This window comes from Serratia montpellierensis, assembly GCF_020858655.1.
GTDB classification, from domain to species: domain Bacteria; phylum Pseudomonadota; class Gammaproteobacteria; order Enterobacterales; family Enterobacteriaceae; genus Serratia; species Serratia montpellierensis.
Genome location: NZ_VOSN01000015.1, coordinates 253,285 through 278,893 on the forward strand (window position 1 = coordinate 253,285; position 25,609 = coordinate 278,893).

At 60.3% G+C, this 25,609-nt stretch carries 18 protein-coding genes and 1 tRNA gene; 13 read left to right on the forward strand and 6 right to left on the reverse strand.

Features of this window, described 5'->3' with window-relative positions; all coding sequences use genetic code 11:
* Positions 1-34: 34 nt before the first annotated feature.
* The 4 genes from FUU19_RS17900 to mutH form a co-directional block, all read right to left on the reverse strand.
* Complete coding sequence (locus FUU19_RS17900; protein ID WP_141966921.1) at positions 35-1,075, reverse strand: NADP(H)-dependent aldo-keto reductase; 1,041 nt, start codon at positions 1,073-1,075, stop codon at positions 35-37.
* Between the two features lie 206 nt (positions 1,076-1,281).
* A complete protein-coding gene (locus FUU19_RS17905; protein WP_038878690.1) occupies positions 1,282-1,500 on the reverse strand; it encodes a YgdI/YgdR family lipoprotein in 219 nt (72 codons plus the stop codon).
* 155 nt (positions 1,501-1,655) lie between these two features.
* On the reverse strand, positions 1,656-2,372 hold the full coding sequence (locus tag FUU19_RS17910; RefSeq protein ID WP_042785275.1) for a TerC family protein: 717 nt from the start codon (positions 2,370-2,372) through the stop codon (positions 1,656-1,658).
* Positions 2,373-2,472: 100 nt separating this feature from the next.
* A complete protein-coding gene (gene mutH / locus FUU19_RS17915) occupies positions 2,473-3,159 on the reverse strand; it encodes a DNA mismatch repair endonuclease MutH (RefSeq protein WP_141966923.1) in 687 nt (228 codons plus the stop codon).
* 696 nt (positions 3,160-3,855) lie between these two features.
* Here mutH and rppH point away from each other — a divergent pair.
* From rppH to recD, 12 genes are all read left to right on the forward strand, one after another.
* Positions 3,856-4,383: an RNA pyrophosphohydrolase gene (gene rppH, locus FUU19_RS17920; RefSeq protein WP_004931849.1), complete on the forward strand. Its 528-nt coding sequence runs from the start codon at positions 3,856-3,858 to the stop codon at positions 4,381-4,383.
* A gap of 12 nt (positions 4,384-4,395) precedes the next feature.
* The gene (ptsP, locus tag FUU19_RS17925; RefSeq protein WP_197834292.1) at positions 4,396-6,642 is read left to right on the forward strand and encodes a phosphoenolpyruvate--protein phosphotransferase; all 2,247 of its coding nucleotides are present in this window, start codon (positions 4,396-4,398) and stop codon (positions 6,640-6,642) included.
* 222 nt (positions 6,643-6,864) lie between these two features.
* Complete coding sequence (lgt, locus tag FUU19_RS17930) at positions 6,865-7,737, forward strand: prolipoprotein diacylglyceryl transferase (protein ID WP_016929919.1); 873 nt, start codon at positions 6,865-6,867, stop codon at positions 7,735-7,737.
* Positions 7,738-7,744: 7 nt separating this feature from the next.
* Positions 7,745-8,539 carry a thymidylate synthase gene (thyA, locus tag FUU19_RS17935; RefSeq protein ID WP_197834291.1) on the forward strand — a complete coding sequence of 265 codons (795 nt, stop codon included), beginning with the start codon at positions 7,745-7,747 and terminating at the stop codon, positions 8,537-8,539.
* A gap of 174 nt (positions 8,540-8,713) precedes the next feature.
* Positions 8,714-9,217, forward strand: a complete 504-nt coding sequence (locus FUU19_RS17940; protein ID WP_197834290.1) for a prepilin peptidase-dependent protein — start codon at positions 8,714-8,716, stop codon at positions 9,215-9,217.
* Complete coding sequence (locus FUU19_RS17945) at positions 9,211-9,789, forward strand: prepilin peptidase-dependent protein (RefSeq protein WP_202670340.1); 579 nt, start codon at positions 9,211-9,213, stop codon at positions 9,787-9,789. The genes FUU19_RS17940 and FUU19_RS17945 overlap by 7 nt, the downstream gene beginning before the upstream one ends.
* Positions 9,786-10,232 (forward strand): YgdB family protein, encoded by a 447-nt coding sequence (locus FUU19_RS17950; protein ID WP_197834288.1) that lies wholly within the window; start codon positions 9,786-9,788, stop codon positions 10,230-10,232. Before FUU19_RS17945 ends, FUU19_RS17950 begins: the two co-directional genes overlap by 4 nt.
* Positions 10,222-10,578: a prepilin-type N-terminal cleavage/methylation domain-containing protein gene (locus tag FUU19_RS17955; protein ID WP_038629872.1), complete on the forward strand. Its 357-nt coding sequence runs from the start codon at positions 10,222-10,224 to the stop codon at positions 10,576-10,578. The genes FUU19_RS17950 and FUU19_RS17955 overlap by 11 nt, the downstream gene beginning before the upstream one ends.
* 32 nt (positions 10,579-10,610) lie before the next feature.
* Entirely contained in the window at positions 10,611-13,982 is a 3,372-nt protein-coding gene (recC, locus tag FUU19_RS17960) for an exodeoxyribonuclease V subunit gamma (protein ID WP_230490998.1), read from the forward strand.
* Positions 13,983-14,213: 231 nt separating this feature from the next.
* The gene (gene ptrA / locus FUU19_RS17965) at positions 14,214-17,102 is read left to right on the forward strand and encodes a pitrilysin (RefSeq protein ID WP_141966940.1); all 2,889 of its coding nucleotides are present in this window, start codon (positions 14,214-14,216) and stop codon (positions 17,100-17,102) included.
* Positions 17,099-20,650 carry an exodeoxyribonuclease V subunit beta gene (recB, locus tag FUU19_RS17970; protein WP_230490999.1) on the forward strand — a complete coding sequence of 1,184 codons (3,552 nt, stop codon included), beginning with the start codon at positions 17,099-17,101 and terminating at the stop codon, positions 20,648-20,650. The genes ptrA and recB overlap by 4 nt, the downstream gene beginning before the upstream one ends.
* Positions 20,647-22,497: an exodeoxyribonuclease V subunit alpha gene (recD, locus tag FUU19_RS17975; RefSeq protein ID WP_230491000.1), complete on the forward strand. Its 1,851-nt coding sequence runs from the start codon at positions 20,647-20,649 to the stop codon at positions 22,495-22,497. Before recB ends, recD begins: the two co-directional genes overlap by 4 nt.
* Before the next feature lie 43 nt (positions 22,498-22,540).
* Here recD and argA read toward each other — a convergent pair whose 3' ends face one another.
* The gene (gene argA / locus FUU19_RS17980) at positions 22,541-23,866 is read right to left on the reverse strand and encodes an amino-acid N-acetyltransferase (protein ID WP_049296158.1); all 1,326 of its coding nucleotides are present in this window, start codon (positions 23,864-23,866) and stop codon (positions 22,541-22,543) included.
* 240 nt (positions 23,867-24,106) lie between these two features.
* Between argA and amiC the strand changes: the two genes are divergently transcribed.
* A complete protein-coding gene (gene amiC, locus FUU19_RS17985; RefSeq protein ID WP_099817548.1) occupies positions 24,107-25,360 on the forward strand; it encodes an N-acetylmuramoyl-L-alanine amidase AmiC in 1,254 nt (417 codons plus the stop codon).
* Between the two features lie 90 nt (positions 25,361-25,450).
* Here amiC and FUU19_RS17990 read toward each other — a convergent pair.
* A tRNA-Met gene (locus FUU19_RS17990) sits at positions 25,451-25,527 on the reverse strand.
* Between the last annotated feature and the right edge of the window lie 82 nt (positions 25,528-25,609).

Below are 25,609 nucleotides of genomic sequence, written 5' to 3' on the forward strand. Positions count from 1 at the left end.
AAACGGGGCGCAGCCTGGCTGCGCCCCGCCTGTATTAAGGTGCCGGAATGGTAAACCGGGTATGGATCTCTTCCAGCGCCTGCAGCACGTCCTCATCCAATACCACATTGAGGCTGTCGAGGTTGATTTTCAACTGCTCCACCGTGGTGGCGCCCAGCAGAGTGCTGGCGACGAACGGCTGTTGACGCACGAAGGCCAACGCCATCTGCGAAGGATCCAGCCCGTGTTTTTTGGCCAGCGCCACGTACTCGGCGATCGCCAGCTGGGTTTGCTGCCCTGAATAACGGTTGAAGCGGGTGAATAGCGTATTGCGCGCACCGGCCGGTTTAGCGCCGTTGAGGTATTTACCGCTCAGAGTACCGAACGCCAGACTGGAATAGGCCAGCAGTTCCACCCCTTCGTGCTGGCTGATCTCGGCCAGGCCAATCTCAAAGCTGCGGTTCAGCAGGCTGTACGGGTTTTGAATCGACACGATGCGCGGCAGCTCGTGTTTCTCCGCCAGCTGCAGGTAGCGCATCACGCCCCAGGGCGTTTCATTGGAAACCCCGATATAGCGAATCTTGCCGGCGCGCACCTGCTCGGTCAGCGCCTCCAGCGTTTCCAACAGCGTGACCGTGGCTTTGTCATCGGTGTATTGATAGTTGAGTTTGCCAAAGCAGTTGGTGGCGCGCTGCGGCCAGTGCAGTTGGTAAAGATCGAGGTAATCGGTGTTCAGACGCTTGAGGCTGGCGTCCAGCGCGGCGCGGATGTTTTTGCGATCGAGCGCCTGCTGCGGGCGGATACTGCTGTCGGTACCGCGCACCGGGCCCGAGACTTTGCTGGCCAGGACGATTTTTTCGCGATTGCCGCGCGCCTTGATCCAGCTGCCGATATAGCTTTCGGTCAGGCCCTGGGTTTCCGGGCGGGGCGGCACCGGGTACAGTTCTGCGGTGTCTATCAGGTTCACGCCTGCGGCCAATGCATAGTCCAGTTGCGCATGGGCGTCGGCTTCGCTGTTCTGTTCGCCAAAGGTCATGGTGCCCAGTCCCAGCACGCTCACTTCTAAAGAACTGTGGGGAATACGGTGGTATTGCATTAACGGCCTTCCTTTCTTGTTAGCGCTGACGGGCCGTGCGGCCCGGTGAAACAGGAGCCCAATGTCAGAAGACGGCGCAAAGTCCGTCGGGCGGCGATGTCGCCTTTCCTGACTATAACCAAGCGGTGAAGATGGGGGAAGCGGATTCCGTGCGGACACGAATGAGGGCTACCGCGCTCGAGCGGGCGATAGCCGGCGGGCGGTGATTAGCGTTCGATAACCTGGGAAACCTGATCGCCGTTGATCTGGCGGTGGTTGCCTTTCTCGTCTTTATAGCTGATGAGGCCGGTGTCTTTGTCGATTTCCGGTTTGCCTTGCGTCAGGATCATGTTGCCGTCTTTGGTCGCCATCACGTAGTCGCTGGAACATCCCGCCAGGCCGGCCACCATCACCAGCGCAGACACTGCCATTACCCACTTTTTCATCCTGCGGATCCTCGATTATGCAGAAAACGTTGTTATTTCAAGATTAGCAAACTCTCGGCGAGGGGGGGCTCAGATAAGTCTTTATCTGATAAGAAAAAGGGAAATGAGAGGTCAACGAAGCGATGGAAGCCGCCGATGGCGGCTTCCAGGTAGGGTTATTCCGGCGAGCGGTTTTTCTTGCTGCGCATCAGATTGAGCGCTTCTACCGACATGGAGAAGAACATGGCGAAGTAGATGTAGCCTTTCGGCACGTGCACCTGGAAACTTTCCAACATCAGCGTGAAGCCCACCAGGATCAGGAACGCCAGCGCCAGCATTTTCACCGACGGATGGCGATTGACGAACTCGCCGATCGGCCGGGCGGCGAACATCATCACGCCGACGGCGATCACCACTGCCGCCATCATGATGAACAGATGGTCGGAAAGACCCACGGCGGTAATCACCGAGTCCAGACTGAAGATAATATCCAGCAGCATGATCTGTACGATCGCGCCAAAGAAGCTGTGTACCTTGGTGTGGTGCTCTTCTTCCGTGCCTTCGATGGTTTCGTGGATCTCTTTGCTGGCTTTCCAGATCAGGAACAGCCCCCCCAGCAGCAGGATCAGATCGCGGGCGGAAATGGCGTGATCCAGCACGGTAAACAGCGGGTGCGTCAAGCGGATCACCCAGGCGATGGAGGCCAACAGCGCCAGACGCATAATCATGGCGGCGGCCAGACCGAGCCGGCGAGCTTTGTTCTGTTGCGCTTTGGGCAGCTTGGCCACCACCAGCGACAGAAAAATGATGTTATCAATACCCAGTACGATCTCAAGAATGGTTAGCGTACCTAACGCTAACCAGGCATTGGGATCCATAATCCATTCGAACATTGCCCGGTACACCTTAATACTTAATAAATGCAAAGCGTGAATTATACGCGTTTATCGCGGCGCTGACAGGGCTAGCTAAACCAGAGTTAAACGAAATCGCTTAGATTGAGAAATGTCTTGCCAGCAGCGCGCCGGTAAAACCCTTTTTCAGATAGAAACCGCGCGGCAGCGTCATGATAGGTTGCCCCTGTTCGCCGATGGCTTCGGTGAGCGCCTTGCTGTTGGCTGCTTTGGGGCGCAGCTGCAGCACTTCGCCGTGGCGCGCGGTGATGCGTTCTACGTGGCCGAGTACGATCAGATCCATCAACTCTTCCCAATCGCGGCGCAGACTCTCTTCTTCTGTGGCGCTCGGGCTCCACAGCAGCGGCGAGCCGACGCGGCGTTCGGCCAGCGGGATCTGCCGCTCGCCTTCTACCGGTATCCACAAGACGCGCGCCAACTTGTGGCGAACGTGGCTGCTGACCCAGGTGACGCCGCTGTTGCCGGTGAGCGGGGCAACGCAGACAAAAGTGGTTTCCAGCGGTTTGCCGGCGGCGTCGACAGGAATGGTTTTCAGCTCAATGCCCAGTTCGGGAAAGTCCTGCTCCGGTTTGCTGCCGGCCATGGCGCCGAGGTAGAGCTCCAGCAGCATGCCCACCCAGCCCTTATCGCGTTTCAGATCCTTGGGGATCGGCAACTGCGCGCGGGCGGCCAGCTCGCCAAAGCTGGCGCCGGCCAGCGCCTGAGCGCGCTCGAACAGCTGCCGTTCATTTTCCGGCGGTGGCGGCAAAGGGGATAAAAACGCCATAAATCAAGCCTGTCGAATTTGGTTGAAAAACGTACTGCAATTATGCACGGCGAACGATAACCGTCATCGCCTGGGGAAAAGAATAATAGTAGCATGATTTTACATGACTTTTTTCCTTTCCTTGCGTGGTAGGCAATGCACTGGCGGGGCTTGTTCACCTGAAGCCACCGACAATAAACAGGATCTTACACCTATTTATCCACAGATTTATGGGATAACCCAAATTTTTACCGATCACTGGTTCAATTTACAGCCTTGACTCGGGCGGTTTTTTACGAATTTGTCCGTTTTGTGCGTAACTTGCTCGGATAATCTGTGGATAAAAACGGCATTGATGGATCTTTCGCCAGGGAAAGATCCTTACCGTGCATAGATCACATTTTTACCCTGTACATAACGGCGAGGTATTAATTAATTGTTTGTTTTTAAAGTTAATGTTGATTTTATGGGTTGGAGGGGGATTTTGGGGTTTAAGAGTTTTACCGGCTTATCCCTCGAGTTCTGCACACACCTATCCACAGAAAAAGTGAATAAAACCGGCCTGAAAGGCTGGGGTATGTTTATAACTTTGCCTATATCTGTGAGTTATCCCAATGTTATCCGGCCCGCAGCGCCGTAAAGCAGTGGTTTACCGCCTGTAGCTTGTGTGAAACAATCAGGACATCTATGCGAATTTAAGCTTATCGAGGTAGTCCGGTGATCGATGATGATGGCTACCGCCCGAATGTTGGTATCGTAATCTGTAATCGTCAGGGGCAGGTCTTATGGGCCCGCCGTTACGGTCAGCACTCCTGGCAGTTTCCCCAAGGTGGGATTAACCCTGGCGAAACTGCGGAGCAGGCGATGTACCGTGAGCTGTTCGAAGAAGTGGGGCTGAGTAAAAAGGATGTGCGCATCCTGGCTTCGACCCGCAACTGGTTGCGCTATAAATTGCCGAAACGTTTGGTGCGTTGGGACACAAAGCCGGTTTGTATCGGCCAAAAGCAAAAATGGTTTTTGTTGCAGCTACTGTGCAATGACGCTGATATCAATATGCAGCGCAGCAGCACGCCGGAGTTCGACGGTTGGCGCTGGGTGAGCTTCTGGTATCCGGTGCGCCAGGTGGTGTCGTTTAAACGCGACGTCTACCGCCGGGTGATGAAAGAATTCGCCGTGACCGTGATGCCGATGCAAGAGCAGGCGGCACCTCGGCAGGCCCCCGCTTATCGCCGAAAGAGAGGTTAAGTTAAGCCGACTATGCTCACGCGCTTGCGAGAAATTGTAGAGAAGGTGGCCGCGGCGGCCAGTCTGACGGATGCGCTGGATCTGCTGGTCAATGAAACCTGTCTGGCGATGGATACCGAAGTGTGTTCCATCTACCTGGCGGACAACGATCGCCGCTGTTACTACCTGATGGCCACGCGCGGGCTGAAAAAGCCGCGCGGGCGCACTATCGCATTGGCGTTTGACGAAGGCGTCGTCGGGTTGGTCGGCCGCCGGGCCGAGCCTATCAACCTGGCCGATGCCCAAAGCCACCCCAGTTTCAAATACGTTCCGCAGGTGAAAGAGGATCGTTTTCGATCCTTCCTCGGGGTGCCGATCATTCATCGGCGCCAGCTGCTGGGCGTGCTGGTGGTGCAGCAGCGCGAGCTGCGCCAGTTCGACGAAAGCGAAGAGTCTTTCATGGTCACTCTGGCCACGCAGATGGCCGGGATCCTGTCACAGTCGCAGCTCAACGCCATTTTCGGCCAGTACCGCCAAACGCGCGTGCGCGCGCTGGCGGCCTCGCCCGGCGTGGCGGTGGCGGAAGGGTGGCAGGACAGCAGCCAGCCTTCGCTCGATCAGGTTTACCGCGCGTCGACGCTGGACACCGCCAGCGAGCGCGAACGCCTGACGTTGGCCTTGGAAGAGGCCGGCGCTGAATTTCGCCGCTTCAGCAAGCGTTTTGCCGCCAGTTCGCAAAAAGAGAGCGCGGCGATCTTCGATCTTTATTCTCACCTGTTAAACGATGCCCGCCTCAAGCGCGAACTGTTCGCCGAAATCGACAACGGTTCGGTGGCGGAATGGGCGGTGAAACAGGTGATAGAAGCCTTTGCCGAGCAGTTTGCCAAACTGCAGGACACCTACATGCGCGAGCGCGGCAGCGACCTGCGCGCGCTGGGCCAGCGCCTGCTGTTCCACCTTGACGACACCACCCAGGGCGCCACCCAGTGGCCGGCGCGTTTTGTGCTGGTGGCGGATGAGCTGACCGCGACATTGCTGGCCGAAGTGCCGCAGGATCGCCTGGTCGGCGTGGTGGTGCGCGACGGTGCCGCCAACTCACATGCGGCGATTTTGGTGCGGGCGATGGGGGTGCCGACGGTGATGGGCGCCGACATTCAGCCTTCTCTGCTTAGCCAGCGGCTGCTGATCGTCGACGGTTATCGCGGTGAACTGCTGGTCGATCCTGAGCCGGTACTGGTGCAGGAATATCAACGGCTGATCAGCGAAGAGCTGGAGCTGAGCAAGCTGGCGGAAGACGACGTCGAGCAGCCGGCGCAGTTGAAAAGCGGCGAGCGCATTCAGGTGATGCTGAATGCCGGCCTCAGCCCGGAACATGAACAGCTGTTGGGCGGCCGGGTGGATGGCGTGGGGCTATACCGCACCGAAATCCCGTTCATGTTGCAAAGCGGCTTCCCTTCCGAAGAAGAGCAGGTCGCGCAGTACCAGGGCATGCTGCAGCTTTACCCGAGCAAGCCGGTCACGCTGCGCACCCTGGACATCGGCGCTGACAAGCAGCTGCCCTATATGCCGATCAGCGAAGAGAACCCCTGCCTGGGCTGGCGCGGTATCCGCATCACCCTGGATCAGCCGGAGATCTTTTTGATTCAGGTGCGCGCGATGCTGCGCGCCAACGCCGGCACCGGCAACCTGGGCATTCTGCTGCCGATGGTCACCAGCCTCGAAGAGGTCGACGAGGCTAAACGCCTGATTGACCGGGCCGGGCGCGAGGTGGAAGAGGTGCTCGGCTACGCGATCCCGAAACCGAAAATCGGCGTGATGCTGGAAGTGCCGTCGATGATTTTCCTGATCCCGCATCTGACCGAGCGCGTTGATTTCATCTCGGTTGGCACTAACGACTTGACCCAGTACCTGCTGGCGGTGGATCGCAACAACACCCGGGTTGCCTCGCTGTATGACAGTTTGCATCCCGCGATGTTGCAGGTGCTGAGATTGATCGCCGAGCAGGGGAAAGCGGCCGGGTTGCAGCTTAGCCTCTGCGGTGAACTGGCCGGCGATCCCATGGGCGCGCTGTTGCTGGTGGGCATGGGCTATCGTAATCTGAGCATGAATGGCCGTAGCGTGGCACGTATCAAATACCTGCTGCGGCATATCGACCTTGCCGACGCCGAAACGTTGGCGCAGCGGGTGTTGAACACCCAGATGACCACCGAAGTGCGCCATCTGGTGGCGGCGTTTATGGAACGACGCGGCATGGGTGGGCTGATCCGCGGGGGCCGATAGCCGCCGCGCGGTGTGATTTTTTTACAGAACTTTTCCCGCCCTGCCGGACCGGACCGCGCTAAGCCTATGTTATGATGCGCAACCTCAGCGCGGCGCATGCTCGTCGCCTTGCACACCGCAGCGGCCAATGCTGCCGTTTGCAAGGCGCGGGGTAATGTCCGTCGCCGCTTGGCACCTGCCGCCCCCGCATGGGGAAAAATAACAGACATGTTGTGGTGATAGATGAGCAATAGCTATCTGGCGTTTCCTAAATTTGATCCGGTCATTTTCTCCATTGGCCCGGTTTCTCTGCATTGGTATGGCCTGATGTATCTGGTCGGCTTCGTTTTTGCCATGTGGCTGGCGGTACGCCGCGCCAACAAGCCGGGCAGCGGCTGGACCAAAGACGAAGTGGAAAACCTGCTCTACGCCGGTTTCCTGGGCGTATTCGTCGGTGGCCGCGTAGGCTATGTGCTGTTCTACAACTTGCCGCTGTTCCTGGATAACCCGCTCTATCTGTTCAAGGTTTGGGATGGCGGCATGTCGTTCCACGGCGGCTTGATGGGGGTGATTCTGGTGATGTTCTGGTTCGCTCGCCGCACCAAACGCACCTTCTTCCAGGTTTCTGATTTTATCGCGCCATTGATCCCGTTTGGTTTGGGTGCCGGCCGCCTCGGCAACTTCATCAACGGTGAACTGTGGGGCCGCGTGACCACCGACACCCCTTGGGCGATGCTGTTCCCAAGCTCGCGCAGCGAAGACGTGGCCCTCGCCGCCGCCGATCCTTCTCTGCTGCCGCTGCTGAACCAGTACGGTGTACTGCCGCGCCACCCGTCCCAGCTGTATGAACTGCTGCTGGAAGGCGTGGTGCTGTTTATCATTCTGAACCTGTTCATCCGCAAGCCGCGGCCGATGGGGGCCGTATCGGGCCTGTTCCTGATCGGTTATGGCGCATTCCGCATCATCGTCGAAGCGTTCCGCCAGCCGGATGCCCAGCTTGGCCTGTTCGATGGCGTGATCAGCATGGGGCAGATCCTGTCCATCCCGATGGTGGTGGCCGGTATTATTATGATGATTTGGGCGTATCGTCGTCGCCCGCAGCAACAACTGTCGTGAGGGACAAATGAAACAGTATCTGGATTTGATGAACAAGGTGCTCGCCGAGGGCACCCCTAAAGCCGACCGTACCGGCACTGGCACGTTGTCGATTTTCGGCCACCAGATGCGTTTCAATTTGCAGGAAGGCTTCCCGTTGGTGACCACCAAAAAATGTCACCTGCGTTCGATCATTCATGAGCTGTTGTGGTTCCTGAACGGCGATACCAACACCGCCTACCTGCGTGACAACAAGGTCACCATTTGGGACGAGTGGGCCGATGAAAACGGCGATCTCGGCCCGGTATACGGCAAGCAGTGGCGTGCCTGGGGCGCGGCGGACGGTCGTCAGATCGATCAGCTGAGCAACGTGCTCCAACAGCTGAAGCAGGATCCGGATTCGCGCCGCATCATCGTTTCCGCCTGGAATGTCGGTGAGCTGGACCAGATGGCGCTGGCGCCGTGCCACGCGTTCTTCCAGTTTTACGTGGCGGACGGCAAGCTCTCTTGCCAGCTGTACCAGCGTTCCTGCGACGTCTTCCTCGGCCTGCCGTTCAACATCGCCAGCTATGCGCTGTTGGTGCACATGATGGCGCAGCAGTGCGATCTGGAAGTGGGTGATTTCGTCTGGACCGGCGGCGATACCCACCTGTACAGCAACCACATGGAACAGACGCAGCTGCAGCTGACGCGTGAACCGCGTCCGTTGCCAAAACTGGTGATCAAACGCAAGCCGGCTTCGCTGTTCGATTACCGTTTCGAAGACTTCGAGATCGAAGGTTACGATCCGCATCCGGCCATCAAGGCGCCGGTCGCGATCTGACCTTAACCGCATCACACCAGGGGCGCAGCGATTGCGCCCCTTTTTTTATCCTCATTGCGCACTGCGCCGCATTTTTTTGTCGTCGCCTGTCGTCGTAAAGAAAACATTGCGCAACTTGCCGCAGCGCTTGCGCATGCGCCTTTACCGCGTTGTTACGGCCCTTACACTGGCGGCATGAACGACAAGACTCTCTCGAACATTGATGACCGCCAGCGTGGCATGACGCTGATTGAGCTGTTGGCGGCGATATTGATCGCCGCCATGCTGACCGGCTGGGGCGTCGGGCAATGGCGCTATCATCAGCAAGCGCTGCGGTTGGAACACACGGCCCAACAGCTGCTGGCGTTTTTGCTGCGATTGCAGGCGGACGCCAACTGGCGTAACCGCACGACGCTGCTGTGGTTCAAGAACGGCACGCCCTGGTGTCTGGGCGGTGGCGTGCCGCCGCCGGATTGCGGTTCAGCCGAAAGCTCCGTTTTTTCGCCGTTTTATCGCGACGTTGCGCTGAGCGGTTATACCGATAAAGAGATCGGATTTTACGGTTTGCGCAATACCGCGCAGGCGGGGCACATTCTTCTCAGCAACGACGCAGGCAGCCTGCGGCTGGTGCTGTCCGCCCGTGGGCGGCTGCGTTTGTGCAGCGAAGGGCAGCGGCTCAGGGGCATGGCGCTATGTTGACTTTAGAACGCGGTTTTACCTTGCCGGAGGTGATGTTGGCGTTGGTGTTCGGCAGCGTGATCGCACTCGGCGCGGCGAAGACTTACCCGTTGTTGCGCCAGCAAAGCGTGGCCGTCGGTCAGCACGTTCGGCTGGAGTCAACGCTGCGGCAGTTGGCGTTCGGCATTGAGAAAGATCTACGCCGCGCCGGTTTTTGCGCCGGGCAGTGCGCCGGCCGTCCACTGCTGATCGGCCAGGCATCGGGAGAAGCGGCGGGCAGTTGCGTTATCGTCGCCTACGACATCGCTCGCAGCGGGCAATGGCTCACGTCGGGTGAGGATGCGGGCTATTTCGGGTATCGGCTGCGCAATGGCGGCTTGGAAGGGCAACGCGGCGTGGGCCAATGCGATGGCGGTGGCTGGGAGCGGCTACTCGATCATGACGAAGTACGCATTGAGCGGTTTCATGTGGCGATAGAGCGGGGCGAGCACGGTGCGACCTTGGCTCTCCTGACGCTGGCGGGGCGCTCCGCCAGTGATACGCGTATCAGGCGCAGCCTGAGCGGGAGCGTCGAAATGGCGGCGCTGCCATGAACCGGCGAACCCAGCGAGGTGGTAGCACCCTGGCGGCGGTGATGTTGCTGTTGGCGCTGGGGCTGATGTTGCTCAATGCTCAGCATCGGCAGTTGGATAACGCGCTGTTACTGGCCGCCGATCAGCAGCGTTATCTTCAGGCTTACAATCAGGCCGCTTCGGCGCTGAGCTGGGGCATGAGCCAGCGATGGCCGCGCGCCGAGCTGAGTGCGGCGGCCTGGTTATGCAGGCAACGCGCGGAACTGACTGCCTGTGCCCGGCTGTCAGCCAGAGCGGGCGTTGTGACGGTCCGCGGCCTTGGTGAGATGCGCGGCGGTGAACCGCTATGGCTGTATCAATGGGGCACCTTTAACGGCACGGAGGCTACTGGCAAAGTGCAAGCACAGCCGGGCGGTCGGTTAGATTTTTGCCCCGAGAAAAGGCTGGCCGATTGTGACGGCTAACGCTCGGGCAGGGCGGCTATCCCGCAACGGCTTCAGCCTGCCGGAAGTGTTAGTGGCGGCCTTGCTGTTCTCGGTGTCGCTGCTTGGCTTGTTACAGTATCATCAGGTGCTGTTGCAGTCGTTCCAGCGCCAGTGGCACTACCGGCAAGCGTGGGGGCTGGCGCATCAGCAGCTGGAGGCGTTTGCCGTCACCGGGCGGCTCGAGGCCGAACCGCTGCCGGAAGATTGGCGACGCGAGACGGCGCTTGACGATGCGGAGAGTGATTGCCGCCGATTGACGGTCAGAGTACAAACGCCGCAGCGGCAGTGGGCAACGCTGAGCCGCTGGTATTGCACCCGCTTTTAAGCCGGTATGTCTTTTGTTTTAAAGGAGCCTTGATGTTCACGGTTTATCATTCCAATCAGCTGGATTTGTTGAAAACGCTGACCAGCGCGCTGATAGCCAGAGATCCGTTGGCCGATCCTTTTCAACAGGAAGTGGTGCTGGTGCAGAGCCCCGGCATGGCGCAATGGCTGCAGATGCAGCTGGCGGAACAGTTCGGCATCGCCGCCAATGTCGCGTTTCCGCTGCCGGCGACCTTTATTTGGGACATGTTCACCCGAGTGTTGCCGGATATCCCGAAAGAGAGCGCCTTCAGCAAGGACGCCATGACCTGGAAGCTGATGTGGTTGTTGCCGGAGATGCTGACCCAGCCGGCGTTTGCGCCACTGCAGCACTATCTGACCGATGACGGCGACAAGCGCAAGATCCACCAGTTGGCCGGCCGGGTCGCCGACCTGTTCGACCAGTATTTGGTTTATCGCCCGCAGTGGCTGGAGAGCTGGCAGCGCGGTGAGCGCATCGACGGTCTGGCGGAGGCTCAGCAATGGCAGGCGCCGCTCTGGGCGCGGCTGGTAGAGTACACGCGCGAACTGGGGCAGCCGGAATGGCACCGCGCTAATCTGTACAGCCGCTTTATCCACGCGCTGGAGCAGGCAAAAACGTGCCCGTCCGGTTTGCCGCCGCGGGTGTTTATCTGCGGCATCTCGGCGTTGCCGCCGGTCTATTTGGAGGCGCTGCAGGCGCTGGGACGGCATATCGATATCCACCTTATGTTCACCAACCCCTGTCGTTATTACTGGGGCGACATTCAGGACTACGCTTTCCTGGCCCGCTTGCAGAGTCGCAAACGCCGTCACTACCACCAGGCTCGTGAGCAGGGGCTGTTCCGCGAGCCGGATGACGCGGCGCGCCTGTTTGACGCCGAAGGCCAGCAGCAGCTCAGCAACCCGCTGCTGGCCTCTTGGGGTAAGCTGGGGCGCGATCACCTCTATCTGCTGTCGCAGATGGAAGGGGCGCAAGAGGTCGACGCCTTTGTCGATATTCCGGCCGATATCATGCTGCACGCCGTTCAGCGCGACATGCTGGAGTTGGAAGATCATGCGGTGATCGGTATTACCGCAGAAACGCTGGAAAGCAGCGTCAGCAAACGCCCGCTTGATGAGAATGACCGTTCCCTCAGCCTGCACGCCTGTCACAGCCCGCAGCGGGAAGTGGAGGTGCTGCACGATCAACTGCTGACCATGCTGGCGCAGGATCCGTCGTTGACGCCGCGCGATATCATCGTGATGGTGGCGGATATCGACAGCTACACGCCTTACATTCAGGCGGTGTTCGGCAATGCCCCCGCCGAGCGCTACCTGCCGTTCGCCATTTCTGACCGTAAAGCGCGCCAGGCGCATCCGGCGCTGCAGGCGTTCATTTCACTGCTCGATCTGCCGCAAAGCCGCTTTACCTCGGAACAGGTGCTGGCGCTGCTTGAAGTGCCGGCCCTGGCCGCCCGTTTCGCCATTGGCGAAGAGGGGCTGCGCCTGCTGCGTCACTGGGTTGGTGAATCCGGCGTGCGCTGGGGCCTGGACGACGATAACGTGCGCGAACTGGATCTGCCCGCTACCGGCCAGCATACCTGGCGCTTCGGCATTACGCGCATGTTGCTCGGCTACGCGATGGACAGCAATGCCGGCGATTGGCAGGGCATTTTACCGTACGACGAATCGAGCGGGTTGGCCGCCGAGTTGGCGGGGCAGTTGGCAGACCTGCTGGCGCAGCTCAGCCACTGGCGGCAAATCTTGAGCGAAGCGCGCCCGCTTGAGGCTTGGCTGCCGTTGTGCCGGCAACTGCTGGATGCCTTCTTCGCCGCGGATAGCGACACTGAAGTCGTGCTGGCGCTGATCGAACAGCAGTGGCAGCAGGCCATCAATTTTGGCCTGGCGGCGCGCTATCCCGACGAGGTGCCGTTGACCATTCTGCGTGACGATCTGGCGGCGCGCCTCGATCAGGAACGCATCAGTCAGCGCTTCCTCGCCGGGCAAATCAACTTCTGTACGCTGATGCCGATGCGTTCCATTCCGTTCAAGGTGGTGTGCCTGCTGGGCATGAACGACGGCGTGTATCCGCGCACGCTGCCGCCGCTGGGGTTCGATCTGATGGCGCAGCAGGTCAAACGTGGCGACCGTAGCCGTCGCGATGACGACCGCTATCTGTTCCTGGAAGCGATTTTGTCCGCTCAGCAGCGGCTGTATATCAGCTTCATCGGCCGTTCCATTCAGGACAACAGCCCGCGCTATCCTTCGGTGCTGGTCACCGAGCTGCTGGAGTACCTGGAGCAAAGCTATTGTCTGCCTGGAGATGACGAACTCAGCGCAGACGACAGCGCTCGGCGGGTTGGTGAGCACTTGCTGAAGTGGCATGCGCGCATGCCGTTCGCTGCCGAGAATTTCTTGCCGGGCTCGGAGGAGCAAAGCTATGCCGCCGAGTGGCTGCCTGCCGCCGATGGTCGCGGTGCGGCGCATCCGGCGTTCAACCAGCCGCTGCCCGTCGAAGCGCTGCAGCAAATATCGTTGGATGAGCTGCTGCGGTTTTATCGCCATCCGGTTCGCGCCTTCTTCCAGCTGCGTTTGGGCGTCAGTTTTATCCTGGAAGAAACCGAGCTGCCGGACGAAGAGCCCTTCACGCTGGATAACCTCAGCCGCTACCAGTTCAATAGCCAACTGCTGAATACCCTAATCGACGGCGACGATCCCGAACGGTTGTTCCAGCGGGTACGCGCCGCCGGCGGCTTGCCCTATGGCGCCTTCGGCGAAATCTATTGGCAAAAGCAGCAGGAAGAAATGAGCGATTTGGCCGAGCAGGTGCGCGCGGAACGTGCAGAGAGCCATAGCCTTGAGCTGGATATCGATATCGCCGGCGTACGTCTCAGCGGCTGGCTGCATCAGGTGCAGGATGACGGCCTGCTGCGCTGGCGGCCCGCTACGCTGTCGGCGGTGGACGGCATATTGCTGTGGCTGGAGCACCTGGTGTATTGCTGTGCCGGTGGCACCGGCGAGAGCCGCATGTATGGCCGCAAGAACTCCGCCTGGCGCTTTGCCGCGCTGGCGCCAGAAGAAGCACTGGCGCAGCTGGCGGAGCTGCTGGCGGGCTATCAGCGCGGTCTGAGTCAGCCGTTGCTGTTGCTGAACAAGAGCGGCTGGGCATGGTTGAGTCAGTGTTATCTGCCGGAAACGCAGCAAATCGACTGGGAGGAAGACGCGCAAATTAAGGCACGCGCCAAATTGCTGCAGGCCTGGCAGGGCGATCAGCGCATTCCCGGAGAAGGGGAAGATCCCTACGTGCAGCGGGTGTTCCGCCAATTGGATAATGAATATTTGGCGCAAATTCTGGCCGAAACAGAGCGTTATCTGTTGCCGGTGGCGCGGCATAACCTGGGGTAACAATCCCCCGGTGGTGCTGTGCGGCGGGAGGTGGTAAAAATAACAAAGGTTATATTCAACCATTGGGGTAATTCCCGGTCTTACATAACGTACAGGCATATACCCGCCGTGTTTCGGGCCGCACATTGGCGAAGAACCCGGCGAGTACCGATTTGGTTATGTGGTTTTGATGCACGTCGCCAACGTCAGGGAGTGGGCGTAGCGACGTCAGAATAGGGGTTTATTTTGGATATGCGCAGACAGTTGGCCCGTATCGCCGGGCTGGTATTATTGGCTATGTGTTGGGCACCGTTGAGTTGGGCCGCGCAAGGATGGCAACCGCTGGCGGAGAAGATCAACAAGAGCGAACACGATCCGCGTCAGTATGAGGCGATCAAGTTGGCTAACGGCATGACGGTGTTGCTGGTGTCCGATGCCCAGGCACCGAAATCGCTGGCGGCACTGGCATTACCGGTCGGGTCGCTCGAAGATCCGAACAGCCAACTGGGCTTGGCGCACTATCTGGAGCATATGGTGCTCATGGGCTCCAAACGTTACCCAGAGCCGGAGAACCTCTCCGAATTCCTGAAAAAGCACGGCGGCAGCCACAACGCCAGCACGGCCTCTTATCGCACTGCCTTCTATCTGGAAGTGGAAAATGACGCGCTGGAGCCGGCGGTCGATCGCATGGCCGACGCCATTGCCGAGCCGCTGCTGGATCCGGGCAATGCCGATCGTGAGCGCAACGCGGTGAACGCCGAATTGACGATGGCGCGTTCGCGCGACGGCATGCGCATGGCGCAGGTCGGCGCGGAAACCCTTAACCCGGCGCACCCGAGCGCGCGCTTCTCTGGCGGTAATCTCGATACGCTGAAAGACAAGCCGGACAGCAAGTTGCATGATGAACTGACCGGCTTCTATAAACGCTACTACTCCGCCAACCTGATGATGGGCGTTTTGTACGGTAATCAGCCGCTGCCGCAGCTGGCTGATATTGCGGCGAAAACCTTTGGCCGCGTGCCGAATCACGACGCCAGCGTGCCGCCGATCACCGTGCCGGCCGTGACGCCGGAACAGCAGGGCATCATCATTCACTATGTGCCGGCACAGCCGCGCAAGCAGCTGAAGGTCGAGTTCCGCATCGATAACAACAGCGCCGCGTTTCGCAGCAAAACCGATACCTACATCAGCTACCTGATCGGCAACCGCAGCAAAAACACCCTGTCTGACTGGTTGCAGAAACAAGGGCTGGCGGACGCCATCAATGCCGGCGCGGATCCGATGGTCGATCGCAACGGCGGCGTCTTCGCCATCAGCGTTTCACTGACCGACAAAGGTCTGGCCAAACGCGACGAGGTCGTCGCCGCCATTTTCAACTATCTGAAAATGCTGCGCAGCGAAGGTATTAAGCAGAGCTACTTCGACGAAATCTCGCATGTTCTGAACCTGGACTTCCGTTATCCGTCGATCACGCGCGATATGGACTACATCGAATGGCTGGTGGACACCATGCTGCGCGTGCCGGTTGAGCATGCGCTGGATGCGCCTTACCTGGCCGATCGCTATGATCCTAAGGCGATTGCCGAACGCCTGGACGCCATGACGCCGCAAAATGCGCGCATCTGGTTCGTCAGCCCCGATGAGCCGCACAACAAGACGGCCTATTTCGTCAACGCGCCTTACCAGGTCGACAAAATCACGCCGCAGCGCTTTACGCAGTGGCAGCAGCTGGGCAGCGGCATTGCCCTGTCGTTGCCGGCGCTCAATCCGTACATTCCGGATGACTTCACCCTGACCAAACCGTCGCACGAGTTCAAAAAGCCGGAAATGGTGGTGGATAAACCCGGCCTGCGCGTGCTGTACATGCCGAGCCGTTACTTCGCCGACGAGCCGAAGGCCGACGTCACCGTCGCTTTCCGCAACGCCAAGACCATGGATTCCGCGCGCAACCAGGTGCTGTTCTCGCTGACGGATTATCTGGCCGGCCTCGCACTGGATCAGCTGAGCTATCAGGCATCGGTCGGTGGGCTGAGCTTCTCGACGTCGCCGAACAACGGCCTGATGTTTAACGCCAACGGTTTTACCCAGCGCCTGCCGCAGTTGCTGACGGCGCTGATCGAGGGCTATTCCAGCTTCACGCCGACGGAAGATCAGCTGGCGCAGGCCAAGTCCTGGTACCTGGAGCAGTTGGACGCCGCCGAGAAGGGCAAGGCGTTTGAACTGGCCATTCAGCCGGTGCAGATGGTTTCCCGCGTGCCGTATTCCGAACGTAGCGAGCGCCGTGAAGTGCTGAAGACGCTGACGCTGAAAGACGTGCTGGCTTATCGCGACAGCCTGTTGGCGGAGGCCACGCCGGAGCTGTTGGTGGTGGGCAACATGAGCAAGCAGCAGGTCGACACGTTGGCGTCGACGCTGAAACATCGTCTGGGCTGTACCGGCATCGAATGGTGGCACGGCGAAGACGTGGTGGTGGACAAGAATCAGCTGGCCAACCTGCAACAGGTGGGCAGCAGCACCGACTCGGCGCTGGCGGCGGTCTATGTGCCGACCGGCTACGACGAAGTGACCGGCATGGCCTACAGCTCGCTGCTGGGGCAGATCATTCAGCCGTGGTTCTACAGCCAGCTGCGCACTCAGGAGCAATTGGGGTATGCGGTCTTCGCCTTCCCGATGTCGGTGGGGCGCCAGTGGGGCGTGGGCTTCCTGCTGCAGAGCAACAGCAAGCAGCCGGCCTACCTGTACCAGCGCTATCAGGATTTCTACCCGAAAACCGAGAAGCGCCTGCGTGAAATGAGCGAGGCCGATTTTGAGCAGTACAAACAGGCGCTCATCAATGAGCTGAAGCAGCGGCCGCAAACCCTGAGCGAAGAAGCCAGCCGGTTCGCCAACGATTTCGATCGCGGCAATTTCGCCTTCGATACCCGTCAGAAGCTGATTGCGCAGGTGCAACAGCTGACGCCGGCCAAGCTGGCGGATTATTTCCACCAGGCGGTGATCCAACCGCAGGGGCTGGCGGTGCTGTCGCAGGTGAGCGGCAGCGGGCAAGACAAGGCGGATTACGCGGCGCCTAAGGATTGGGTTACCTATCCGAACGCGTCTGCATTGCAGCAGATCCTGCCGCGCAAAGTGGCGACGCCATGACGGAAGTTGCCCCGCAGAGGCTGGAGCCGCTGACGTTACCGCTGTTCGGCGAACGCCTGATCGAGGCGTCGGCGGGCACCGGTAAAACCTTTACCATCGGCGCGCTGTATTTGCGTTTGCTGCTGGGGTTGGGCGGTGAAGCAGCGTTTCCCCGCCCGCTGACGGTCGAAGAAATCCTGGTAGTGACCTTTACCGAGGCCGCCACCGAGGAGCTGCGCGGGCGTATCCGCGACAATATTCACGGGCTGCGTATCGCCTGCGTGCGGGGCGTCAGCGCCAACCCGCTTTTTTCGGCGCTGATGGCTGAAATTGACGATTTGACCGACGCCGCATCGCAGCTGCTGGCGGCGGAGCGGCAGATGGACGAAGCGGCGATCTACACCATTCACGGCTTTTGCCAACGAATGTTGACGCACAACGCCTTTGAGTCCGGCATGCTGTTTGAACAAACGCTGGTGCAGGACGAGCTGCCGCTGCGGCGGCAGGCCTGTGCCGATTTCTGGCGTCGCCACTGCTATCCGTTGCCGCTGGGCGTGGCGCGTGCGGTCAGCCAGGAGTGGAGCGGCCCGGAAGCGTTGCTGGCCGATCTTTCCGGCTATCTGCACGGTGAGGCGCCGGCGCTGCGTCGGCCGCCAAAGGACGAAGAAACCGTCCTGATGCGGCACGAGCAGATCGTCGCGCGCATCGATGCCATCAAGGCGCAATGGCGCGCGGTGGCGGGCGATCTGGAGGCGTTGATCGCCCAGTCCGGCGTCGATAAGCGCAGTTACAGCAGTAAACACCTGCCGAACTGGCTGAACAAGGTCGGCGAATGGAGCGGGCAGGAGACTCAGGACTACCAGCTGCCGAAGGAACTGGATAAATTTCGCCAGTCGGTGCTGCTGGAGAAGACCAAGAAAGGCGAGCCGCCGCGGCATGCGCTGTTCACGGCGATCGACGAGCTGTTTGATGAACCCTTGACGCTGCGCGACCTGATCATGGCGCGCGCGCTCAGCGAGATCCGCACTTCCATTCAGCAAGAAAAGCGCCAGCGCGCCGAGCTGGGGTTTGACGACCTGCTCAGCCGGCTGGACGGCGCCTTGCAAAGCGGTGGCGGCGAACAGCTGGCACAGGCGATCCGCCAGCGTTACCCGGTGGCGATGATCGATGAATTCCAGGATACCGATCCACAGCAATACCGCATTTTCCAAAAACTTTACGTCGGCCGGCCCGATTGCGGCCTGCTGTTGATCGGCGATCCCAAGCAGGCGATTTACGCCTTCCGCGGCGCCGACATCTTTACCTACATGCGGGCGCGCTCAGAGGTGAGCGCCCACTATACGCTGGAGACCAACTGGCGCTCGTCGCCGTCGATGGTCGCCAGCGTTAATCACCTGTTTTCTCAGGTAGAAAAGCCTTTCCTGTTCGGCCAAATCCCCTTTATCGAGGTCAGCGCAGCGGAAAAGAACCAAGGGCTGGCGTTTGACCTGCACGGCAAGCCGCAACCGGCGATGCAGTTCTGGCTGCAGCAGGGGGAAGGCGCCGGTGTAAGTGATTACCAACAGCTGATGGCGCGCCTGTGCGCCACGCAAATTCGCGACTGGCTCAGCGCCGGGCAGCAGGGCCAGGCGTGGCTGCAGGGCGGCAAGAAGCCAAGGCCGGTACAAGCCTCCGATATCACGGTGCTGGTGCGCAGCCGCAATGAGGCGGCGTTGGTGCGTGATGCACTGAGTGCGCTTTCTATTCCGTCGGTGTATCTGTCCAACCGCGATAGCGTGTTCGACACCCCGGAGGCCAAAGACCTGCTGTGGTTGTTGCAGGCGGTGTTGGCGCCAGAACAAGAGCGCACGCTGCGCAGCGCCATGGCTACCGGGCTGATGGGGCTGGACGCGCCGACGCTGGACGGCCTGAGCCGTGATGAACGCGCCTGGGACGCGTTGGTTAATGAATTCGACAATTACCGCACGCTCTGGCTGCGCCGCGGCGTGTTGCCGATGCTGAGCGAGGTGATGAAAGCGCGCCAGCTGGCGGAGAACCTGCTGGCCAGTGCCGGCGGCGAGCGTCGCTTGACCGACGTGCTGCATCTGGGGGAGCTGTTGCAAGAAGCGGCGGCGCAGCTCGACAGCGAGCATGCGCTGGTGCGCTGGCTGGCGCAACAGATTGCTCAGCCTAATCGCCAGTCCGACAACCAGCAGCTGAGGCTGGAGAGCGACCGGCATTTGGTGAAGGTGATCACGATTCACAAGTCCAAGGGACTGGAGTTCGATCTGGTGTGGCTGCCGTTCGTCGGCAACTTCCGGCAGCAGCAACAGGCGCTGTATCACGATCGCCACAGTTTCCAGGCGTTGCTGGATCTCGACGCCAATGAAGAGAGCCAGGCCTGGGCGGAGGAGGAGCGGTTAGCGGAAGACCTGCGTCTGCTGTACGTGGCGCTGACCCGCTCGGTGTACCACTGCAGCATCGGCATCGCACCGTTGTTCCAGGGCACGCGCAAGAAGCAGGGCGATACCGATCTGCACCGCAGCGCATTGGGTTATCTGGTGCAGGGTGGGCAGCCCGGAGACGCCGTGTATCTGCAGGAGCGGCTGCAGCAATTGGTGGGCGGCGGCATTGCGCTGTCGCTGGTGGAACCGCCGGATGAGGCGCCCTGGCAGCCCCAGGCGGCGCTGGCCGAAGCGCTGGCGGCGAAAAGTTTTACCCGGCGGATCCAGGATTTTTGGCGGGTGACCAGCTATACCGGCTTGCAGCAGCACGGCGCGAGCCTGATGCAGGATCTGCTGCCGCGTCTGGATGTCGACGCCGCGGGCGAGCGGGGGGATGAGAGTGAGCCAGCGCTTACACCGCATACCTTCCCGCGCGGCGCAACGCCCGGCACCTTCCTGCACAGCCTGTTTGAAACGCTGGACTTCACCCAGCCGCTGGACGAACAGTGGCTGCTGGCACAATTGCAACAGCACGGGTTCGCCGAACATTGGCAGCCGATTTTGCTGGCGTGGATGCGGGTATTGCTCAACACGCCGCTCGACGACAGCGGCGTGACGCTGGCGGCGCTGACGCCGCAGCACAAGCAGGCCGAGCTACAGTTCTATTTGCCGATCAACCGGCTGTTGCAGGCGAAGGCGCTCGATGCCCTGGTGAAGCGTTACGATCCGCTTTCCGCCCGCTGTCCGGCGCTGGATTTTCATCAGGTGCAGGGCATGCTGAAAGGCTTTATCGACCTGGTGTTCTGCTGGCAGGGCAAGTACTACCTGCTGGACTACAAGTCCAACTGGCTGGGGGAAGACAGCGGTGCCTATACCCGGCCGGCGATGGAGCAGGCGATGGCGGAGCATCGTTACGATCTGCAATACCAGCTGTATACGCTGGCGCTGCATCGTTATCTGCGTCATCGGTTGCCGGATTACGATTACCGACGCCATTTTGGTGGGGTGATTTACCTGTTCCTGCGCGGCGTGGATGCGGCGCACCCGGGCAATGGCATTTTCACCTGTCTCCCCGAGTTTGAGTTGGTGGAGGGGATGGATCGCTTGTTCAGCGGTGAGGCTGCGGCGGCGGAGGAAGGATCATGATCGCACTGCTGGAGCAGGCGGTGGCGCTTGGCGTGCTGCGCCCGCTGGACGTGCAGTTCGCCCGCGTGGTGGCGAACGAAGACGAGCCTGATATTTTGCTGGCCGCCGCCTGCCTGAGCGCAGAGGCGGGGGCCGGTCATGTCTGCCTGATGCTGGAGCAGCTGCAGGCGGACACGTTGTTTGAAGGGCGCCAACCGGCGCTGGCGCTGGCGGTGTGGGAGGCGGCCGGGCGGCCGGATAGCACGCGTTGGCAGCAGCGTTTGGCGGCCAGTGCGGCGGTCGGGGACGGCAGCGGCGCAACGCCGCTGGTACTGCGCGGGCCGCGCCTGTATCTGCAGCGCATGTGGCAAAACGAAGGTGAAGTGGCGGCGTTTATCGGCGGCGAAGGTGAGACGCTGGCGGTGCCGGAGGCTGAGCTTCGCACCATTCTCGACCGCTTGTTCGGCGCGGCGAGCGACGAACCCGATTGGCAGAAGATCGCCGCTGCGGTGGCCGCCACGCGGCGCATCGCGGTCATTTCCGGCGGACCGGGTACCGGTAAAACCACCACCGTTGCCAAGCTGTTGGCGGCGCTGGTGCAGCTGGATGAAGGCGAACGCTTGCGCATCCAGCTGGCGGCGCCGACCGGCAAGGCGGCGGCGCGCCTGACGGAGTCGCTTGGCAGCGCCAGCCGTCAACTGGCATTGACCCCGGCGCAGCAGGCGTTGTTCCCGACGGAGGCGGCGACGTTGCACCGTCTGTTGGGAGCGCAACCGAACAGTCAGCGCATGCGCTATCACCGTGGCAACCGGCTGCATTTGGATGTGCTGGTGGTGGATGAGGCCTCGATGGTCGATCTGCCGATGATGGCGCGCCTGATTGCCGCGCTGCCCGATCGGGCGCGGGTGATTTTCCTCGGCGACCGCGATCAGTTGGCCTCGGTGGAGGCCGGTGCGGTGCTGGGAGATATTTGCCGTTTTGCCGAGCAGGGATACAGCGATGCGCGTGCCGCAGAGCTGAGCCGCCTGACCGGCTGTTCGATCGAAGGGCGGCAGGCCGACGCGGAAGCGGCGGTGCGCGACAGCCTGTGTCTGCTGCGCAAGAGCTACCGTTTCGATGCCCGTTCCGGCATCGGCCAGCTGGCGTTGGCGGTCAACGCCGGCGCGGGGGATCGCGCGCTGGCGGCATTAAACGGCAGTTTCGGCGATGTTTCGGGTTTTGCGCTGGCGACGAGTGAAGAGTATCAGGCGCTGTTGGATGCCTGCGTGGCGGGCTATCGCGACTATTTGCGGCTGACCGCCGAAGGCGCGGACGCGGCGGCGGTGCTGGCGGCCTTTGGCCGTTTTCAGGTGCTGTGCGCGCTGCGTGAAGGGCCGTTCGGCGTCGCCGGTCTGAATGATCGTATTGAGCTTGGGCTACAGCGCGCCGGTCTGATCGACCGCAAACCGGGCGTGCTCGGCCGCTGGTACCAGGGGCGGCCGGTGATGATCGGCCGCAACGACAGCGCGCTGGGGCTGTGCAATGGGGATATCGGCATTACGCTGCCGGATGAGCACGGCGATCTGCGCGTGCATTTCCAGCTGCCGGACGGCAGCATCAAGTCGGTGCAGCCGAGCCGTTTGCCGGCGCATGAAACCGCCTATGCCATGACGGTGCACAAATCTCAGGGATCGGAGTTTGACCATACGGTCCTGGTGTTGCCGAATCACTTCCTGCCGGTGCTGACGCGTGAGCTGGTCTATACCGCGATCACTCGCGCGCGTAAGCAGCTCTCGCTGTATGCCACGGAGGCGGTGTTGCTGCGGGCCATTCGCATGCCGACTCAGCGTCGTAGCGGATTGGCTGAACGGCTGCAGGCGACGGAATAAGCGTTAGCGTTGAAGGGGCGCGGCAACGGCCGCGCCGCGGGGATTACAGATCGGCCAGCAGGATTTTGGAACGGCGCTGGTAGTTGTACAGCGCCTGTTTTTGCATCGGCAGCACGTCGACTTCCGCCGGGGTGAATCCACGCTCCTGGAACCAGTGGATGCTGCGGGTGGTCAGCACGAACAGCTTCTTCAGCCCCATCTGCCGCGCCTGATTTTCCACCCGTTGCAGCAGCATCTCGCCGCGCGATGAGCTGCGGTAATCGGGATGCACCGCGACACAGGCCATCTCACCGATTTTTTCCTCTAAGAACGGGTACAGCGCCGCGCAGGCGATGGTCAGGTTGTCGCGTTCGATAATGGTGAACTTGTCGATCTCCATCTCCAGCTGTTCACGCGAACGGCGCACCAGAATACCCTGCTGCTCGAGTGGCCGAATCAGCTCCAGGATGCCGCCGATGTCGTTGATCGTCGCCCGGCGCACCTGCTCGGCGCTTTCCATCACGATTTGGGTGCCGATGCCGTCGCGCGAGAACAGCTCCTGCACCAGCGCACCGTCCTCCTGGTAGCTGATCAGGTGGCTCCGGCGCACGCCGCTGCGGCAGCCTTTCACCGCGCCGCGCAGGAAGCGCACGGTGCCGGAATGGTAGTCGCCGCCTTCCTCCAGCTCTTCAAGGCGCTTTTGCGCGTCGTTGGGGAACAGCTCGGAAAGGATGTTGCCTTCCGCGTCGGTCACGCCTTGTGAGGAGCAGAAACCGATCATTTTTTCCGCTTTCAGTTTGATCGCCAGCTGGGTAGCCACTTCTTCCGAAGTCAGGTTGAAGCTCTCGCCGGTGACCGAAACTGCGACCGGGCCGATCAGCACGATGGCGTTGCTGTCGAGCTGGCGGTGGATCGCTTCTTCATCTATACGGCGAATACGGCCGCTGTGGCAGTAGTCGATGCCGTCATCGATGCCCAGCGGCTGTGCGATGATGAAGTTGCCGCTGACCACGTTAATGTGCGCGCCTTGCAGCGGCGTGTTGTTGAGGCTCATCGACAGCCGGGCGGTGATGTCGAGCTGCAATAAACCGGCGGCCTGCTTGACCAGTTCGAGCGTATGGGCGTCGGTCACGCGGATGTGCTTGTGGTAGATCGGCTCATGGTTATGTTGCGCCAGATTGGCGTCGATCTGCGGCCGTGCGCCGTAAACCACCACCAGGCGAATGCCCAGACTATGCAGCAGCCCGATATCGTTGACGATATTGGAGAAATTCTCGTGTTCGATGGCTTCCCCGCCGAGCATGATGACAAACGTTTTGCCGCGGTGGGCGTTGATATAGGGGACTGAGTGACGGAATCCTTGCACCAGCTCTGTACTACGTTCCTTCACGGCTAAACCTCTTTTGCATATTTATACGATATTTTTGTATTTTTATTCTTTTATGACGCCAATGGCAAGTGGGAAATCGTCATGAAGAGTGCGCTAAGGGTGCTAAATCGTTAATAAATTGAAAAACCATAAAAAGATTTTCTGATGACAGGGCTGGAATGATTGGTTAAAGTTTTCGGCATCCCCATTCCATTGGTGTTTTTTTCATCTGTTGTAAACAGCTATTACTGCCGGAGCCGCATGCCAAACTCTAATCACAATCTGGGCCGCCGTCGTTTATTACAGGGCGTTGCCGCCAGCTGGTTGCTGAGTGTGAGTCGCACGGGCTTCGCCGCGTCATCGCACGTGATCGCCGTGCGCGTCTGGCCATCCTCGACTTATACCCGCGTCACGCTCGAATCCAACGTCGAACTGAAATACAAGCAGTTTGCCCTGACCAATCCCGATCGCGTGGTGGTGGATATCGAAGGCGTACACCTCAACAGCGTGCTGAAAGGCATTGCCGGGCAGGTGCGTGCCGACGATCCGTATCTCAAGCAGGCGCGCGTCGGCCAGTTCGATCAGAATACCGTGCGGCTGGTGCTGGAGCTCAAGCAGAGCGTCAGCCCGCATATTTTCACGCTGGCGCCGGTGCCGGAGTATCGCAACCGTCTGGTGATGGATCTCTACCCGACCAAGGGCGGCAGCGGCGGTGAGGAGTATGATCCGCTACTGGCGTTACTGGAAGATTACAACAAGGGCGATCTGGAGCGCACGCTGCCACCGGAAGCGCCGCAGGCCGGCAAAGCGGGGCGCGATCGGCCGATCGTCATCATGCTGGATCCTGGCCACGGCGGCGAAGATCCCGGCGCGATCGGCAAGTACAAGACGCGCGAGAAAGACATCGTGCTGCAGATTGCCCGCAAGCTGAGCGCTATGATCAAGCGCGAGCCGAACATGAAGGTGTTCATGACGCGCAACGAAGACGTGTTTATCCCGCTCAAGGTGCGTGTCGCCAAGGCCCGCAAGCAGCGCGCCGATCTGTTCGTTTCGATTCACGCCGACGCCTTTACCAGCCGTGCCGCGCGCGGTTCATCGGTGTTCGCGTTGTCCACTAAAGGCGCCACCAGCTCGGCAGCCAAGTTCCTGGCGCAGACGCAGAACGCGTCGGACCAAATCGGCGGCGTCAGCAAGAGCGGCGACCGCTATCTCGACCATACCATGTTCGATCTGATTCAGACCGCGACCATCAACGACAGCCTGAAGTTCGGCAAAGAGGTGTTGAATCGGATGGGGAAAATCAACCGGTTGCACAAGAATCGCGTCGATCAGGCCGGTTTTGCGGTGTTGAAGGCGCCGGATATCCCGTCGATCCTGGTAGAGACGGCATTTATCAGCAATATCGAAGAGGAGCGGAAGCTGCGCACCAGCCATTTCCAGCAGCAGGTGGCGGAGTCGATTCTGGCGGGGATCAAGGCTTATTTCGCCAACGGTGGTGCGCTGGCGAGCCGATAAAAGCAGGGCCGGGCGCGAGTCCGGCTATTTTTGCGGATTGCAAATACAAAAAAACACCCGTCAGGGTGCTTATCTGTTGTCATCAAGAGTTGGTTGCGGAGGCCGGATTTGAACCGACGACCTTCGGGTTATGAGCCCGACGAGCTACCAGGCTGCTCCACCCCGCGTCCGTATAATACTTTGTTATCGAAGCCAAACGCAAATACCGCCAATGCGGCATCGGTTGGTTGCGGGGGCCGGATTTGAACC

What these genes read in the sequence shown, in the direction of transcription:
- recC (WP_230490998.1), top strand. Translation starts at nt 10,611, where the DNA reads ATGTTCACGGTTTATCATTCCAATCAGCTGGATTTGTTGAAAACGCTG.
- ptrA (WP_141966940.1), top strand. Translation starts at nt 14,214, where the DNA reads ATGCGCAGACAGTTGGCCCGTATCGCCGGGCTGGTATTATTGGCTATG.
- FUU19_RS17900 (WP_141966921.1), bottom strand. Translation starts at nt 1,075, where the DNA reads ATGCAATACCACCGTATTCCCCACAGTTCTTTAGAAGTGAGCGTGCTG.
- recD (WP_230491000.1), top strand. Translation starts at nt 20,647, where the DNA reads ATGATCGCACTGCTGGAGCAGGCGGTGGCGCTTGGCGTGCTGCGCCCG.
- FUU19_RS17950 (WP_197834288.1), top strand. Translation starts at nt 9,786, where the DNA reads ATGAACCGGCGAACCCAGCGAGGTGGTAGCACCCTGGCGGCGGTGATG.
- amiC (WP_099817548.1), top strand. Translation starts at nt 24,107, where the DNA reads ATGCCAAACTCTAATCACAATCTGGGCCGCCGTCGTTTATTACAGGGC.
- mutH (WP_141966923.1), bottom strand. Translation starts at nt 3,159, where the DNA reads ATGGCGTTTTTATCCCCTTTGCCGCCACCGCCGGAAAATGAACGGCAG.
- FUU19_RS17905 (WP_038878690.1), bottom strand. Translation starts at nt 1,500, where the DNA reads ATGAAAAAGTGGGTAATGGCAGTGTCTGCGCTGGTGATGGTGGCCGGC.
- ptsP (WP_197834292.1), top strand. Translation starts at nt 4,396, where the DNA reads ATGCTCACGCGCTTGCGAGAAATTGTAGAGAAGGTGGCCGCGGCGGCC.
- FUU19_RS17940 (WP_197834290.1), top strand. Translation starts at nt 8,714, where the DNA reads ATGAACGACAAGACTCTCTCGAACATTGATGACCGCCAGCGTGGCATG.
- thyA (WP_197834291.1), top strand. Translation starts at nt 7,745, where the DNA reads ATGAAACAGTATCTGGATTTGATGAACAAGGTGCTCGCCGAGGGCACC.
- recB (WP_230490999.1), top strand. Translation starts at nt 17,099, where the DNA reads ATGACGGAAGTTGCCCCGCAGAGGCTGGAGCCGCTGACGTTACCGCTG.
- lgt (WP_016929919.1), top strand. Translation starts at nt 6,865, where the DNA reads ATGAGCAATAGCTATCTGGCGTTTCCTAAATTTGATCCGGTCATTTTC.
- FUU19_RS17910 (WP_042785275.1), bottom strand. Translation starts at nt 2,372, where the DNA reads ATGTTCGAATGGATTATGGATCCCAATGCCTGGTTAGCGTTAGGTACG.
- FUU19_RS17945 (WP_202670340.1), top strand. Translation starts at nt 9,211, where the DNA reads ATGTTGACTTTAGAACGCGGTTTTACCTTGCCGGAGGTGATGTTGGCG.